Here is a 14,422-nt window from a genome sequence, read left to right on the forward strand (position 1 = left end):
CCGAGCGATGCTGTCCTACCAGCACGCTTACCATGCGGGGAACGCGGCCGACGTGCACAAGCATGCGCTTCTGGCCGCGACCCTCGACTATATGGCGCGCAAGCCCAAGCCGCTCAGTTATATCGAAACCCATGCCGGGCGGGCGTTGTACGACCTGTCCGGCACAGAAGCCCGCAAGACCGGCGAGGCGGCGGCGGGCGTCGCCCGTATGGCGGGCTGGTTCGCCGACGATCACCCCTATGCCCGTGCTCTGGCTGCCGCACGCACCCGGGGCGGGCCGGACGCCTATCCCGGCTCTCCGCTGATCGCGCAGACCTTGCTGCGAGACGGCGACCGGATGACGCTGGCCGAACTGCACCCGCGCGAACGTGCCGCGCTGGAAAGCGCCTTGCCCGGAGCCGACCTGCGGGGCGAAGACGGGCCTTCAATGGCACTGGCAATGGTCCCGCCAATACCGCGCCGGGGCGCGATGCTGATCGATCCGTCTTATGAATTGAAAACGGAATTCGCCCAGATGCCCCGGCTGTTGGCCAAACTGCATCGCCGTTGGGGCGTGGGCGTGCTGATGCTGTGGTATCCGATCCTCGCCTCGGGGGCCGAGGATGAAATGGCAAAGGCACTGGACGCTCTCGGCATCGCGGGCGCGCTGCATTCCCGCGTCTGCTTCCCGCCCGCCCGCGCCGGTCACGGCATGAGGGGCAGCGGGGTCTTCGTCGTCAACCCGCCATGGGGTCTGGCCGAGGCGGCGGACGCGCTGGCCCGCCGCTTTGCCGCGCTTCAGGCGTAGTGGCCGCGCTCGATCCGGGCGAATTCGCGAAGCCGCGCTCCCGCCGGACGACCGACCGGGCGGCGCTGCAGCGCCAGCGTTTCGGCGCGTGGCATCCGGTCCAGCGCGATGCGCGACATGGTCAGCTTCATGCCCGATTTCGTCTGCTTGCGCGGATCGTCGAGAATATGGCGTGTCATGGTCTGTCCTCCTCTGTGGTCGGTTCGGACGGGAAGTGTAGCACACTCCCACGCTTCTGACATGGGAACGCGCGGCGCGCCTGAAAACCCCTAGCCCGGCACCAGTCGTGCCAGCGCCCAGGCCGCGGCATCCGCGACCGCTGCATCCTGATCGCCCAGCAGCGCCCGTGCCGCCGACGCCAGCGTCGGGTCCGCGCTGTTGCCGATGGCATACAGCACGTTGCGCACGAACCGGTCACGCCCGATCCGCTTGATCGGCGATCCCGAGAATCGCGCGCGGAAAGCCGCATCGTCCAACGCGGCAAGCTCGGCCAAGGGTGGCGCGCGCAGATCGTCCCGCGCGGCATAGCGCACCTCGCGCGCCCCGGCGGCGAACTTGTTCCACGGGCACACTGCAAGGCAGTCGTCACAGCCGTAGATCCGGTTGCCCATCCGTGCGCGCAGATCCTCGTCCACCGGGCCGCGATGCTCGATCGTCAGGTAGGAAATGCAGCGGCGCGCATCCAGCTGGAACGGGGCGGGAAACGCATCGGTCGGGCAAATGTCGAGGCAGGCGGTGCAACTGCCGCAACGCTCCACCCCTGGCGTGTCGGGCGGCAGCGCCAGCGTGGTGAAGATCGCGCCGAGGAAGAACCAGTTGCCCAGATCGCGCCCCAACAGGTTGGTGTGCTTGCCCTGCCAGCCCAACCCCGCGGCGGCGGCCAGCGGCTTTTCCATCACCGGCGCGGTGTCCACGAACACCTTGATCGCGTGCCCCTCTGCCTCGGACTGGTCCAGCAGCCAGCGCCCCACCCGCTTGAGCCGCTTCTTGACGAGGTCGTGGTAGTCCCGGTTCTGCGCATAGACGCTGATTGCCGCCCGGTCGCGCTGACCAAGCACCTCCAGCGGGTCATGGTCTGGCGTGTAGGGTTCGGCCAGCATCACCACGCTGCGCGCCTGCGGCCACAGCGCCGATGGATCGCCGCGCCAGCCCATCCGCTCGGCCATCCAGCCCATCTGCCCGTGACGACCTTGCGCCACGAAATCGGCCAGCCGTGCCGCGAGGTCCGGTACCGCGTCCGGACGGCACACGCCGGTGGCGGCGAACCCCTCTGCGTCGGCCTGAGCCGCCAGGGCAGCCTTCAGCTGGTCGGTCGACCGCATCGCGCGCGCACCTTTCCGGGCCGGGGCGCCCGCGCCGGGCGCGGCGACCGCCGCTCAGAAATCAAGGTCGGCATAATGCGGCGGCGGCGGGAAGCCCACCACCTGGTCGGCCAGCAGGCCCCGGAAGGCGGGACGCGACTTGATCTTGGCATACCAGTCCTTCACGCCGGGCTGGCGGTGCCAGTCCACGTCGGAACTGTAGTCCAGCACCGAAAGCTGCGCGGCGGCGGCGAAATCGGCCAGCGTCATCACGTCGCCCGCCAGCCAGCGGCGATGGTCCAGCAGATGCGCCATATAATCGAGATGCACCTTGATCCGGGTCACCCCCTCCTTGACGAGGCGGCTGTCGGGATAGCCCGCGCCGGTCAGTTTCTTGGTGATCCGCTCGCCCAGCACCTTGACCGTCACCTCGCGGTGAAAAGTATCGTCGAAATACCCCACGATGCGCCGCACCTCGTAGCGTTCGCGCGGATCGGTCGGCAGCAGCGACGGTGTCGGATAGACGTCCTCAAGGTATTCGCAGATCGCCTGGCTTTCCGACATCACCAGCCCGTCGATGCGCAGCACCGGCACCTTGCCCAGCGGGTTGCGGCGCAGGAAGTCTGGCGACTTTTCCCAGTACCGTTCCTCTTGCAGGTCGGTATCGATGCGCTTTTCCGAAAGGGTCAGGCGCACCTTGCGGCAGAACGGGGACAGCGGGGCGTGATAGAGAACGGTCATGGCGGCTTCCGGTTGGCTTGCCTCGTCTTGCCGCGAAGCGCGACGCGTTGCAACGGGGCGCGGACCTCAGCTCGGCCCGAAACAGTCCGCGCGTCCATCCCGTCGGATGGTTTCAGCACCGTCCTTGATCGCGGCGGCGCGGCGGCGGGTGAAATCTCCGGGGCGGCTGGCCGACCGTGTCTTGGGGCTGGGCAGGATCGCAGCCAGCCGCGCCGCCTGAACCCCGGAAAGGTCCGCCGCATCCACCCCGAAATAGTGCCGCGCCGCCGCCTGCACGCCGAAGACGCCAGTGTCGAACTCGGCCACGTTCAGATAGACCTCCAGGATGCGACGCTTGGGCCAGACCAGTTCCACGACTGGGGTCAGCACGGCCTCCAGCGCCTTGCGCGGCCAGCTCCGCCCATGCCACAGGAAGACGTTTTTCACGGTCTGCTGGCTGATGGTGGACCCGCCGCGCAGCGCCCCACCCTCGATCGCGCTGCGCAGGGCCGCGATGTCGAAGCCCCAGTGCCCGCAGAAATTGGCGTCCTCCGCCGCGACCGCCGCGCGCTGCATCGCCGGAGAGATGCGCTCCATCCCCGCCCAGTCATAGGCCAGCGTGCCGTGGCGCGCACGTTCCGCCAGCATGTAGGGGGTCACAGGCACCGGAAGCACGGCCAGCACACCGATCCACAGCACCACAAGCAACGCTGCCAGCCCGAGGCCCCGGCGCAGCCAGAGGCGCGGACGCCAGCGGCGCGCGGGGGCCACCGAGGGTCGGGATGTGGAGGTGCGGCGCGCCATGCCGCTATCAACCATGCCGCGCAGGGCCGGTCAATCGCCCGGCACCGGGCCGCAATCGGCAGTTGAAATTCACGCAGCGGGGCCCCGACCGGCGGTGCAGGGCGTGACTCGCGCACCGCGAATCGCTAAGGTTACCCATGCGTTAACTAGGAGTCGTTGGATGAAACATTTCACCCGTATCGCAGTCGCCGCCGCAATGGCCCTTGCCGTTGCAGCACCTGCCCATGCCACGCTTGTCGAGATCACCAATTGCGGCAGCAGCGCCGTGGCCTGCACCATCACGACGACACCGCCCAACCCGGTGGCACGCGACCCGAACGACGGCGTCCTGCTGGCGTGGAACGAGGTACAGAACTTCACGCTGCTGTCCGACCTGAGAGTGGACCGGGTGTTTGACCCGCTGGCGAGTTTCGTGATGGCAGCACCGGGGGGTGACTTCTTCATCAAGGCGGGCACAGTGGTATCGAGCCATTATATCCAGTGGGACCCGACCCCGAACGGGCGCAGGGTGACAGCGACGATCACACTTGACAGCCAAGTCTTCGCCTTCATGACGGCGGATCAGAACATGTTCGACAGCGATGCGGCGTTGGGTCTTCCCGGTCTCGATTACAATGACTTCACAGCGCGCGGGCTGGAAGGCACCGACCTTACGGTGTTCAATGGCAATTCCGTGAACATCGACTGGCAGGCAACCTCGCCGGGCGACTGGACACGGCTGATAACGGCGTTTTCGCCGACCGCCGCCATCCCTGTGCCGGCATCGCTTCCGCTTATGGCCGGTGCGCTTGGTCTGGCCGGCCTCCTGCGCCTGCGCCGCAAGGTCTGAAACCGGGCGGCGCGCCTACCAAGGCGCGCGCCCACCGACATGGCGTGCCCAGTCGCCATGCACGATCTCGGGGTCGTCGGGCCGGTGGTTGGACACATAGACCCAGACTTCCATGCGCGGGGCGACCAGAACGGTGCGCTGCCGCAGATAGAGCGAACCATCCGGATCGTCTTCCTCGAAGCCCTCGAGTGCATCGAACACAGCGAAGAAGCCGGGATGCAGGATTTCGGCGAGGTCGGCAACGACCGGCCCGCCGTCGTCCGGCCCGGTGAGAAAGAACCCCGGATAGGGGCCGTGATCGACCAGCCGACCCCATAGCGTGCAGTCACCCACATGGCGGGCGAGTCCGTCAAGTGATGGTGCGGCGGGCGAAAACACCGCCCGCCGCAAGCTGCCGTAGAGCGCGACATGCCCCAGCACCATGACCGGTCACCCCGCGACCAACCGTCACTCTGCCGGAACGCGTGCGTCCTCGATCCCGATCGGATGGGACAGCTTGTCCAGCATCTCCTTCGGACAGATCTGAAGGAAGTTCGCCTTCTCATCTTCCCAGTTCTGCAGGATGTCGGCAGCGCGGCGGCTGCCGGTTTCGGCGGCGTGCCGTTCGATCAGTCCATGCAACTGCGCCTCCCAGTGAGCCACGCTCACAGGGCAGGTGACCAGCGTCTCCAGGTTCATCATGTTCCACGCCGCACCGTCCGGGTCGTAAAGATAAGCCATCCCGCCGGTCATGCCCGCGCCGAAATTCGCGCCGACACTGCCAAGGATCACGGCGACCCCGCCGGTCATGTATTCACAGCCGTTGGACCCGCAGCCTTCGATGACCACATGGGCGCCCGAGTTGCGTACCGCGAACCGCTCTCCCGCGCGTCCGGCGGCGAACAGGAACCCTTCGGTCGCACCGTAGAGAACGGTGTTGCCGATGATCGTGTTCTCCGCCGCCTTCAGAGGGCTGACCTGCGGTGGGCGTACCACGATGGTGCCACCCGAAAGGCCCTTGCCGACATAGTCGTTGGCGTCACCCGATACTTCCAGCTTGATCCCGGGCGCGAGGAACGCACCCAGAGACTGGCCCGCACTGCCGGTCAGCTTGACCGTGAGGTGGTCGGGCTGAAGGCTGTTGCGCATGCCGAACGCCTTGACCAGGTGGCTCGACGTGCGCGTGCCGATGGTGCGCAGGGTGTTCTGCACCGCGTAGGACAGCTGCATTTTCTCGCCGTCCTTCAGGAAGCGCGCGGCGTCCTTGACGATCTCGGCGTCCAGGGTATCGGGCACCGGGTTACGCGCCTTGTTGCGGTCGTAATGGACATTCTTCGCGCCATCCACGGTGATGAGCAGCGGGTTCAGGTCCAGATCGTCCAGATGCGACGATCCGCGGCTGACCTGGCTCAGCAGGTCGGCCCGACCGATGATCTCGTCCAGCGACCGTACCCCCATGCCCGCCATGATCTCGCGCACTTCCTGCGCGTAGAAGGTGATGAGGTTGACCACCTTGTCCGCCGTGCCGGTGAACTTGTCGCGAAGCTTCTCGTCTTGGGTACACACGCCCACCGGGCAGGTGTTGGATTGGCACTGGCGGACCATGATGCAGCCCATCGCGATGAGCGCAGCGGTACCGATGCCGTATTCCTCGGCCCCCATCATCGCGGCGATGACGATGTCGCGCCCGGTGCGCAACCCGCCGTCGGTGCGCAGCGTGACCCGATCGCGCAGATTGTTCATCGAAAGCACCTGGTGCGCCTCGGTCAGGCCCATTTCCCAGGGCAGGCCGGCATACTTGATCGAGGTCGCTGGCGATGCGCCGGTGCCGCCATTGTGGCCCGAGATCAGGATGACGTCGGCCTTGGCCTTGGCCACGCCCGCCGCGATGGTCCCGACGCCCGACTGCGCCACCAGCTTCACCGTGACCTTGGCGCGCGGGTTGATCTGCTTGAGGTCGTAGATCAGCTGCGCGAGGTCCTCGATCGAATAGATGTCGTGGTGCGGCGGCGGGCTGATCAGCATCACACCCGGCGTCGAATGGCGCAGCTTCGCGATCAGTTCGGTCACCTTCATGCCGGGAAGCTGGCCGCCTTCGCCAGGCTTGGCACCCTGTGCGACCTTGATCTCAAGTTCTTCGCACTGGTTGAGGTATTCGGCCGTAACGCCGAACCTACCCGATGCGACCTGCTTGATCTTCGCCGACGGATTGTCGCCGTTCGGTTCGGGCACGAAATGCTTCGGATCCTCGCCGCCTTCGCCGCTATCGGATTTCGCGCCGATGCGGTTCATGGCGACGTTCAGGGTCTTGTGCGCCTCGGGGCTCAGCGCGCCAAGGCTCATGCCCGGCGTGACGAACCGCTTGCGGATGGAGGTGATGCTTTCCACCTCCTCCAGCGGGATCGCGGGTCCCATCGGCTTGATGTCCAGCAGGTCGCGCAGGTGGATCGGCGGGGCCGACCGCATCTTGGCGCTGTACTGCTTCCACATCTCGAAGGACGCGCGATCGCAGGCGGCCTGCATCATGTGCATCGCCTGCGCTTCCCAGGCATGAGTCTCGCCCGACCGGCGCGCCTTGTAGAAGCCGCCGATGGGCAGAACGTCCTTGCCGCCGCGCCAGCCCGCTTCGTGCACCTGCTCCAGCTTGCGCTGGATGCCTGTCACACCGATGCCGCTGATCCGGCTTGGCATGCCGGGGAAGTATTCCGCGCACATCGCGCGGCTCAGGCCCACGGCCTCGAAATTCAGCCCGCCGCGATAGCTGCTGATCACCGAGATGCCCATCTTCGCCATGATCTTCAGAAGGCCCGCGTCGATCGCGGCACGATAGCGCGCCACAGCCTCGGACAGGGTGCAGTCCAGCAGACCCCGCTCGATCCGGTCGGCAAGGCTGTCCTCGGCCAGATAGGCGTTCACCACGGTCGCGCCCGCGCCGATCAGAACGGCGAAGTAGTGCGGGTCGATGCATTCCGCCGACCGCACGCACAGCGACGTGAACGTCCGCAGCCCCTTGCGCGTGAGCCACGAATGCACCGCGCTGGTCGCAAGGATCATCGGCATCGCCACGCGGTCCTCGCCCTGCGACGTGTCCGAGAGGATCAGGTGCCCCGCGCCCGACCTTACGGCATCCTCCGCCTCGTCGCGGATACGGTGCAGCCCGCGGCTCAGTGCGTCGGGTCCGGCGCCCACGGCGAAGGTGCAGTCGATCTCCACCACCGGGGCGTTGAAGTGCTTCTTCAGCTCCTCGAACTGGGCGTTACCCAGGAACGGGCTGTCCAGAACCAGGATCTCGGTCTGGCTGCTGTCCTCGTCCAGCACGTTCTTCAGGTTGCCGAACCGTGTCTTCAGGCTCATCACGCGGAACTCGCGCAGGCTGTCGATCGGCGGGTTGGTCACCTGGCTGAAGTTCTGGCGGAAGAAATGGCTCAGCGGGCGGTACTTCTCGGACAGCACGGCCGACGGCGTGTCATCGCCCATGGACGCGATCGCCTCTTTGCCGTCCTCCGCCATCGGCGCGAGGATCTGCTCCAGATCCTCCAGCGTGTAGCCCGCCGCGATCTGCCGCTTGCGCAACTCTCCGCCGGTGTATCCCGCCACTTCCTCGGAGCGCTCCAGCGCCTCGTTCAGATCGTTGATCTTGCCGACCCACTCGCCGAATGGCTGGCTCGCCGCGAGCTTGTCCTTGATCTCCACGTCGTGGAACAGCTTGCCCTCCTTGGTGTCCACGGCGATCATCTGCCCCGGACCCAGCGCGCCCTTTTCGACCACGGCGGACTCGTTGACCGGGACCATCCCGGCCTCGGACCCGGCGATCAGAAGCCCGTCGCCCGTCACGACATAGCGCATCGGGCGCAGCCCGTTGCGGTCGAGCCCGGCGCACACCCAGCGCCCGTCTGTCATCGCCAGCGCGGCGGGCCCGTCCCATGGCTCCATCACGGAATTGCAGTAAGAATACATGTCGCGCCACGCGGGCGGCAGTTCCACGGCCTGCTTGGACCAGGATTCCGGCACCAGCATGGTCTTGGCCATCGGCGCGTTACGTCCTGCGCGCACCAGCACCTCGAACACCGAATCCAGCGCAGCACTGTCCGAAGACCCGCCCGGCACGATCGGCTTGATGTCCTCGGCGAGATCGCCGAAGGCCGAATGCGCCATGCGGATCTCGTGGGACTTCATCCAGTTGATATTGCCCTTGAGCGTGTTGATCTCGCCGTTATGGGCCAACATCCGGAACGGCTGCGCCAACCACCACTGCGGGAAGGTGTTGGTGGAATAACGCTGATGGTAGATCGCGAAGGTGCTTTCGAACCGCTCGTCGGTAAGGTCGGGATAGAACTCGGCGACCTGTTCGGCCAGCATCATCCCCTTGTAGATGATCGACCGGCAGGACAGCGAACAGATATAGAGCCCGGCAACATTGGCCTGCGTCGCCGCCTTCTCGATCCGGCGCCGAATGACATAAAGCTCGCGCTCGAACGTCTCCTCGTCCACGCCCTTGTTGTTGGCGATGATGATCTGCTCGATCTCGGGGCGGGTCGCATTGGCCTTCTCGCCCAGACACGAGATGTCCACCGGCACGTGCCGCCAGCCATAGATGTAATAGCCCATGCGCAGGACCTCGGCCTCCACGATGGTCCGGCAGGTCTCCTGCGCGCCGAAATTGGTGCGCGGCAGAAAGACTTGGCCCACGGCCATCATCTGGTCCATCGCGGGCTCGTGCCCGGTGCGCCGCACCTGATCATAGAAGAACTGCACCGGGATCTGAACGTGGATGCCCGCGCCGTCGCCGGTCTTGCCATCGGCATCGACCGCGCCGCGGTGCCAGATCGCCTTCAGCGCAGTGATCCCGGACTCCACGACCTTCCGCGACGGGGTGCCGTCGATCGACACCACCAACCCCACGCCGCAGGACGAATGTTCGTCCTCGGGGCTGTAAAGGCCGCGTTCTGCCAGAAGGGCGCGCTGTGCTTCATGTTCGGCCACCCAGGCCGCGTCGTACTTTGTCATGTCGCTGGTTCCTTTCACTGCGCGCCGTGGCTTGAATGGCCGCCATGCGCTCCGTCGCCCGCGTAGCCGCGCAGCGTGTTGTAGGTCATGATCTGGTGCCGGTTCAGCACCTGCCGCGTCTCGATATGCGCGGCCAGATGGATCGTCCGAAGCTCTCCCAGCGCGTTCGCCGAGGCCGCGGTCAACCCCGCCAGTGTCACCGGGTCGAAACTCGGGTCCTCGAATGCGGCGTCAAGCGCGCGCTCCGTCTCGATATAGCGCGCGCCGACGCGGCGCGCCTCGTCGCGCATGATCCCGAAAATGCGGGTGACGACCGCGTGCTGATGCTCGGTCAGCGCCAGATCGCTTGCCATCTCCAGCACATGCGCCGGGCCAGGCCAGCCGTTCAGTTCGGCGGGCAACGCAAGGCCCCAGCCCTCGCCCGCCTCGATCGCGGCGATGTCTGCGTCGCTCAGTGCGGCGATGCCGCGGGTTTGCTGACCGGCATAGGGGGCATCGCTGGCGGCCACAGGGCCGGCCAGCGCAGCCGCGACGAACAGTCCGACAAGGGGTCTTCCCATTTCTTGCTCCCTTCGATCCTTGCGGAAGGGCCAGCTGTGCTGACCCCCATCTCATATGCCCCGCCCCAGGTGACCGGTCCGGACTCTCACAAGAACCCTGCGGTCTATTCGGCGGCCACCATCGCGCCGCTGCGCGCTTCGAACCGCTCCAGCATTGCCTGCGCAGCCTCGCGCCCGTCACGGATGGCCCAAACCACCAGCGACGCGCCGCGCACGATATCGCCCGCGGCATATACCCCGTCCATGCTGGTGGCATGGGTGCGGAAATCGGCCTTGATGGTGCCCCAGCGGGTCACTTCCAGCTCCGGTTCGCCCCACAGCGCCGGCAGGTCTTCCGGCTCGAAGCCCAACGCCTTGATCACAAGATCCGCCTTCTCGGTGTAGTCCGACCCCTCGATCAGTTCGGGCACCTGCCGACCGGTAGCATCGGGCTGGCCAAGGCGCATCTTCTGCACGATCACACCGTCCACCGCGTCGCCGGTGAAGCCCTTGGGTGCGGACAGCCATACGAACTCGACGCCCTCCTCCTCGGCATTGGCGACCTCGCGCTGACTGCCGGGCATGTTGGCGCGGTCGCGGCGATACAGGCACTTCACGCTGTCCGCGCCCTGCCGCACGGCAGTGCGCACGCAGTCCATCGCGGTGTCGCCGCCGCCGATCACGACGACGTTCTTGCCCGCCGCGTTCAGTTCGCCGCTTTCGAACTCGGCCACCGTGTCGCCGAATCCGACGCGGTTGCTTGCGGTCAGGTAATCGATGGCGCGCACGATGCCGGCCGCGCCGCTGCCCGGCCCCTGAAGATCGCGGGTTTTGTAGACGCCCGTGGCGATCAGCACAGCATCATGTGCGCCCCGGATCGCCGAGAAGCTGATATCCTCGCCCACGGTGCAGTTCAGCCGGAACTGGACGCCGCCATCCTCAAGCTGGTCCATGCGCTTCATGACGACGTCCTTCTCCAGCTTGAAGCCGGGGATGCCGTAGGTCAGAAGCCCGCCGCCGCGGTCATAGCGGTCATAGACAGTGACCTGAATGCCCGCACGGCGCAGCATATCCGCAGCCGCCAGCCCGCCAGGGCCCGCGCCGATGATGCCTACGCTTTCCTCTCGCTCCTGCGTGGGACGGATCGGCTGGACCCAGCCCTCCTCGAACGCGGTGTCGGTGATGTATTTCTCCACCGCACCAATGGTCACGGTGCCGTGGCCCGACTGCTCGATGACGCAATTGCCTTCGCAAAGGCGGTCCTGCGGGCAGATGCGGCCACAGATTTCCGGGAACGTGTTGGTTTCCTGGCTGATCTCGTAGGCTTCGCGCAGGCGGCCGGTGGCCGTCATGTTCAGCCAGTCGGGAATGTTGTTGTGCAGCGGGCAGTGCGTTTGGCAATAGGGCACGCCGCACTGGCTGCAACGGCCCGCCTGCTCCGCGGCCTTCTCGCGGGCGAACTCGGCGTAAATCTCGTGGAAATCGGTGTTGCGTAGATTGGGCGCACGCTTGTCCGGCATTTCCCGTGCTACAGACACGAACTGAAGCATCTTCTGCTTGGCCATTTCCGCCTCCAAATCAGGTTGTCGCCTTGTAGAGCCGTCTGACCGAAATGAAAAGTCATAAAGTATGACCTATATTGTGCGTTTGCCTGCCTTTTTCATCCCGCCAATGCTGCAGCTGCGCAATAAAAGGTAACTATTACTGACTTAATATGCGCAACCAACCGAAATCCCTCTTCTTTCCAGCCTCGAGACCCCCAAGAATGCCACTGTTCCACCTGTTTCTTGTTGCCGTGATTCAAGGAATCACGGAGTTTCTTCCAATCTCCTCCTCCGGCCACCTTATCCTGCTGCCGAATCTCACCGGCATGGCCGACCAGGGCCTTGTGATCGACGTCGCCGTGCATGTCGGTACGCTGTTCGCGGTGGTGATCTATTTCTGGTCTGACGTCCGCGACGCCGCCGCCGGAAGCCTGCGCCTGTTGCGGGGCCGAGTCGATACCCGGGGGGCTTTCCTTGCACTGTGCCTGATCGCGGCAACGGTGCCCGTGGTGATCGCGGGGCTGGCGCTGAAGCTGTCCGGCCTCGACGAGGCGATGCGCTCCACCGCCGTTATCGGCTGGACGATGCTGCTGTTCGGGATCGTGCTCTATGTCGCCGACCAGCGCGGAGCGGACACCCGCGCCGCAACCGACTGGACGCTGAAACACGCCATCATCATGGGGCTTTGGCAGGTGATCGCGCTGATCCCCGGCACCTCGAGATCGGGCATCACCATCACCGGTGCGCGGCTGCTCGGCTATGGCCGGGACGGCGCGGCGCGGCTTTCCATGCTGATGTCGATCCCGACCATCGCCATGGCCGGGCTACTGCTGGGCGCGGACGTGATCGGCAACGCCGACGCAGGAGCGGCGCGGGACGGACTGATCGCTGCTGCCTTCGCCTTCGTGTCCGCCCTGCTGGCGCTGGCGCTCATGATGCGCCTGCTGCGGTCGGTCAGCTTCACGCCCTACGTGATATACCGCGTGGTGCTGGGCGTTATCCTGCTTGGCGTCGCCTATTTCTAGTGCGGCGCGGCAGCGGCCTCAGCCGCGCAGGTTCCGCGCCGACTCGGTCATTTCCGCGTACTGACCGCCGGGGCGGAACCGCCACAGGTAGTCGGGCAGGACAGCACCCATCGACACCGGACTGATCCCGAGATCGGACAGGCCTGCCGTCCCTTCGGCCACGATATTGTCGTTGCGCAGGTTGGCGACCTGATCGCGTGTGATCATCTTGTTTTCGATCAGCCCGAGCGACAGTTTCTGCAGCAGGTCGAACCCGCCACCCATCAGACGCGCGACCGGGAATGGCACGTTCAGCACCAGTTTGCGGCGCCGGATCACCTGCAACATCATCGCCATCAGCGCGCGGAAGCTCATAACGTCGGGGCCACCCAGTTCGTAGATGCCCGGAGCGGCCTGCCCCAGCACGCCCTTCACTGCTGCTTCGGCCACGTTGTCCACATAGACCGGCTGGAACTTCGTGTCCGCTCCGACCACCGGCAGCACCGGTCCAAGACGCGACATCGCCGCGAAACGGTTGAAAAACTCGTCCTCGGCGCCGAACACGATGGACGGACGCAAGATCACCGCGTCCGGCTGGTGCCGCAGCACCGCCGCCTCACCCGCAGCCTTCGTCCTTGCATAGGCACTGCGGCTGTCTGCATCCGCCCCGATGGCCGAGATCTGCACCATGCGGGTGATGCCCGCCTCTGCGGCCAGGCGCGCCACGCGCTCTGCGCCGGAAGCCTGCACCGCCTCGAAGCTGTTCTTGCCGAATTCGTTCAGGATGCCGACGCAATTCACCACCGCGTCCGCCCCCCCCAAAACGCCGCGCACCGACGCGTCGTCCCGGATGTTGCAGAACACCGGCTCAACCTGGCCCACGACGCCGTAGGGGCGCACGAATCCTGCCTCGTGGGGGCGGCGCACGGCCACCCGAACCCGCCAGCCTTCTTTCGCCATGCGGCGTGCGATGTAGCGACCGATGAACCCGGACCCGCCAAAGATGGTGACTAGTTTCGACATCACGGCCTCCGCTTTACCTGTGCTGCTGATAACGGTCCGGCCAGCCCCGAACAAGGCGCATCACGTCGCGGCGAAAAATGCGCGCAAACCGTGTTGACACCCCTTCGGCCTGCCGATACACGCCCTCCTCACGACACCGGCCCAGGTGGCGGAATTGGTAGACGCGCTAGCTTCAGGTGCTAGTGTCCGAATGGACGTGGAGGTTCGAGTCCTCTCCTGGGCACCACAAAACCCCCTCAATGTCGGATTATTCTTCAATAAAACAAAGGGCTTCGTTCATTTTAGACATGCGGGGCGCCTCATTTGCTACACACTTTGCTCCCGCTTTTGCTACACACACCCTTTCGGCGTCACCTTGTTGGTTGTCTGATTTAGAGGTCCGTGACCCGCCCTCTCGGATCATCCTTCTCGAACATCTCATGCTCGAGATCCGCACCGAGCAGCTGAACCAGCGTCCAGATCCCGGCGCCGTCGTTGCGCCACACCCACTCGATCCCGACGACCTCGAACGCCGGACAGTATAAACGCCGTTGGTACCCGCGAACGGCGAAGGGATCGGACAGGGAAAGGCTTGCCTGTCATCTTCCGGCGCGCGGTTCGCAGTTGCGAACTCTGTTCCAGAAGATCAGGCTTCAAACTCGGTTCTCAGTTGAGAACCTCGTCATCACACCCGCCCCTGTGCGAAATGTTCGCAGCTGAGAACATCATCGCGACCGCCCCGCTCGGCCGGATCTCAGCTGAAAACCAGGTCGTGACGGGAACGGGCCGCGGCGGCGGGAACTGCCCAGACGGCCCCCGTCACGCGCCCATGGTGCCGCGCCTCACCGGACCAAGGTCGGTTCTCAGTTGAGAACCTCGTCATCACACCCGCCCCTGTGCGAAATG

12 protein-coding genes and 1 tRNA gene are annotated in these 14,422 nt (G+C 65.6%); 4 read left to right on the forward strand and 9 right to left on the reverse strand.

Going from position 1 to position 14,422, the window contains the following annotated elements; all coding sequences use genetic code 11:
- Window positions 1–7 precede the first annotated feature (7 nt).
- Complete coding sequence (locus DKT77_RS15080) at window positions 8–787, forward strand: 23S rRNA (adenine(2030)-N(6))-methyltransferase RlmJ (RefSeq protein ID WP_109812490.1); 780 nt, start codon at window positions 8–10, stop codon at window positions 785–787.
- On the opposite strand, the gene DKT77_RS15085 is transcribed toward DKT77_RS15080, so the two are convergent.
- From DKT77_RS15085 to mtgA, 4 genes are all read right to left on the reverse strand, one after another.
- Window positions 778–966 (reverse strand): hypothetical protein, encoded by a 189-nt coding sequence (locus tag DKT77_RS15085; protein WP_109812491.1) that lies wholly within the window; start codon window positions 964–966, stop codon window positions 778–780. The genes DKT77_RS15080 and DKT77_RS15085 overlap by 10 nt on opposite strands.
- Before the next feature lie 90 nt (window positions 967–1,056).
- The gene (gene queG, locus DKT77_RS15090; protein ID WP_109812492.1) at window positions 1,057–2,109 is read right to left on the reverse strand and encodes a tRNA epoxyqueuosine(34) reductase QueG; all 1,053 of its coding nucleotides are present in this window, start codon (window positions 2,107–2,109) and stop codon (window positions 1,057–1,059) included.
- A gap of 54 nt (window positions 2,110–2,163) precedes the next feature.
- The gene (fzlA, locus tag DKT77_RS15095) at window positions 2,164–2,829 is read right to left on the reverse strand and encodes an FtsZ-binding protein FzlA (RefSeq protein WP_109812493.1); all 666 of its coding nucleotides are present in this window, start codon (window positions 2,827–2,829) and stop codon (window positions 2,164–2,166) included.
- Between the two features lie 66 nt (window positions 2,830–2,895).
- Entirely contained in the window at window positions 2,896–3,612 is a 717-nt protein-coding gene (gene mtgA / locus DKT77_RS15100) for a monofunctional biosynthetic peptidoglycan transglycosylase (protein WP_238547928.1), read from the reverse strand.
- Between the two features lie 160 nt (window positions 3,613–3,772).
- Here mtgA and DKT77_RS15105 point away from each other — a divergent pair, with 160 nt between their 5' ends.
- Entirely contained in the window at window positions 3,773–4,441 is a 669-nt protein-coding gene (locus DKT77_RS15105) for a hypothetical protein (RefSeq protein WP_109812495.1), read from the forward strand.
- Between the two features lie 15 nt (window positions 4,442–4,456).
- On the opposite strand, the gene DKT77_RS15110 is transcribed toward DKT77_RS15105, so the two are convergent.
- From DKT77_RS15110 to DKT77_RS15125, 4 genes are all read right to left on the reverse strand, one after another.
- A complete protein-coding gene (locus DKT77_RS15110; protein ID WP_109812496.1) occupies window positions 4,457–4,864 on the reverse strand; it encodes a gamma-glutamylcyclotransferase family protein in 408 nt (135 codons plus the stop codon).
- Between the two features lie 24 nt (window positions 4,865–4,888).
- Window positions 4,889–9,427, reverse strand: a complete 4,539-nt coding sequence (gltB, locus tag DKT77_RS15115; protein ID WP_109812497.1) for a glutamate synthase large subunit — start codon at window positions 9,425–9,427, stop codon at window positions 4,889–4,891.
- Window positions 9,428–9,441: 14 nt separating this feature from the next.
- On the reverse strand, window positions 9,442–9,987 hold the full coding sequence (locus DKT77_RS15120; protein ID WP_109812498.1) for a hypothetical protein: 546 nt from the start codon (window positions 9,985–9,987) through the stop codon (window positions 9,442–9,444).
- Between the two features lie 104 nt (window positions 9,988–10,091).
- Window positions 10,092–11,531 carry an NAD(P)-dependent oxidoreductase gene (locus tag DKT77_RS15125; RefSeq protein WP_109812499.1) on the reverse strand — a complete coding sequence of 480 codons (1,440 nt, stop codon included), beginning with the start codon at window positions 11,529–11,531 and terminating at the stop codon, window positions 10,092–10,094.
- Between the two features lie 200 nt (window positions 11,532–11,731).
- On the opposite strand from DKT77_RS15125, the gene DKT77_RS15130 reads away from it, so the two are divergent.
- Window positions 11,732–12,535, forward strand: coding sequence for an undecaprenyl-diphosphate phosphatase (locus DKT77_RS15130; RefSeq protein ID WP_109812500.1), 804 nt, complete (start codon window positions 11,732–11,734; stop codon window positions 12,533–12,535).
- 18 nt (window positions 12,536–12,553) lie between these two features.
- On the opposite strand, the gene DKT77_RS15135 is transcribed toward DKT77_RS15130, so the two are convergent.
- Window positions 12,554–13,537, reverse strand: a complete 984-nt coding sequence (locus tag DKT77_RS15135; RefSeq protein WP_109812501.1) for a complex I NDUFA9 subunit family protein — start codon at window positions 13,535–13,537, stop codon at window positions 12,554–12,556.
- Between the two features lie 139 nt (window positions 13,538–13,676).
- Here DKT77_RS15135 and DKT77_RS15140 point away from each other — a divergent pair.
- Window positions 13,677–13,763, forward strand: a tRNA-Leu gene (locus DKT77_RS15140).
- Window positions 13,764–14,422 lie beyond the last annotated feature (659 nt).

The sequence above is a fragment of the Meridianimarinicoccus roseus genome (assembly GCF_003172915.1).
GTDB lineage: Bacteria > Pseudomonadota > Alphaproteobacteria > Rhodobacterales > Rhodobacteraceae > Meridianimarinicoccus > Meridianimarinicoccus roseus.

Bases quoted from the DNA above. Each gene is read 5' to 3' on its own strand.
- DKT77_RS15135 (WP_109812501.1), bottom strand. From the start codon at position 13,537: ATGTCGAAACTAGTCACCATCTTTGGCGGGTCCGGGTTCATCGGTCGC.
- DKT77_RS15125 (WP_109812499.1), bottom strand. From the start codon at position 11,531: ATGGCCAAGCAGAAGATGCTTCAGTTCGTGTCTGTAGCACGGGAAATG.
- DKT77_RS15080 (WP_109812490.1), top strand. From the start codon at position 8: ATGCTGTCCTACCAGCACGCTTACCATGCGGGGAACGCGGCCGACGTG.
- fzlA (WP_109812493.1), bottom strand. From the start codon at position 2,829: ATGACCGTTCTCTATCACGCCCCGCTGTCCCCGTTCTGCCGCAAGGTG.
- DKT77_RS15085 (WP_109812491.1), bottom strand. From the start codon at position 966: ATGACACGCCATATTCTCGACGATCCGCGCAAGCAGACGAAATCGGGC.
- DKT77_RS15120 (WP_109812498.1), bottom strand. From the start codon at position 9,987: ATGGGAAGACCCCTTGTCGGACTGTTCGTCGCGGCTGCGCTGGCCGGC.
- DKT77_RS15130 (WP_109812500.1), top strand. From the start codon at position 11,732: ATGCCACTGTTCCACCTGTTTCTTGTTGCCGTGATTCAAGGAATCACG.
- DKT77_RS15105 (WP_109812495.1), top strand. From the start codon at position 3,773: ATGAAACATTTCACCCGTATCGCAGTCGCCGCCGCAATGGCCCTTGCC.
- DKT77_RS15110 (WP_109812496.1), bottom strand. From the start codon at position 4,864: ATGGTGCTGGGGCATGTCGCGCTCTACGGCAGCTTGCGGCGGGCGGTG.
- queG (WP_109812492.1), bottom strand. From the start codon at position 2,109: ATGCGGTCGACCGACCAGCTGAAGGCTGCCCTGGCGGCTCAGGCCGAC.
- gltB (WP_109812497.1), bottom strand. From the start codon at position 9,427: ATGACAAAGTACGACGCGGCCTGGGTGGCCGAACATGAAGCACAGCGC.
- mtgA (WP_238547928.1), bottom strand. From the start codon at position 3,612: ATGGCGCGCCGCACCTCCACATCCCGACCCTCGGTGGCCCCCGCGCGC.